Below are 518 nucleotides of genomic sequence, written 5' to 3' on the forward strand. Positions count from 1 at the left end.
TGGCTGAGGATCACCGACTCCGTGATCTCGAGTTCAAGGCGTTGGCTCGGAAGTCTGGTGGCCTGAAGAACCTCTTCCACGATCTGGTCGATCTTGCCCTCGCGGAACTGCGCCGGCGAGATGTTGACCGCGACGCGCAGGGTCCCGGGCCATTCCATCGCGGCCGCGCAGGCGGTCCGGAGGACGTAGATTCCGAGCGCATCGATCAGGCCGGTAGCCTCCGCCACGGGGACGAACTCGCCGGGCGAGATCATGCCGCGCTCCGGGTGATGCCAGCGGGCCAGTGCTTCGAACGCGGTCACCGTATTGCCGGCGAGCTCGAACAAGGGCTGGTAGTGCAGCTCAATCTGCCCGGTCGCGATGGCGATACGCAGCTCGCGCTCGATCCAGCGCCGGTGATGCTGGCGCTCCTCCATCTCAGGCTCGAAGGCGCGCACGCGCCGGCCACCATCGGCCTTGGCGACGTAGAGCGCGAGGGCGGCGCGGCGGAGCAGGTCATCGCCGGCGGCGGCGCTCGC

The 518-nt window shown here is 68.5% G+C and carries 1 protein-coding gene; it reads right to left on the bottom strand.

Translation table 11 applies throughout. From position 1 onward, the window contains the following. A partial coding sequence (locus ACU8YE_RS24340) for an EAL domain-containing protein (RefSeq protein WP_446929943.1) occupies positions 1-518 on the bottom strand: 518 nt, incomplete at both ends.

The organism is Ralstonia sp. VS2407, assembly GCF_052950655.1.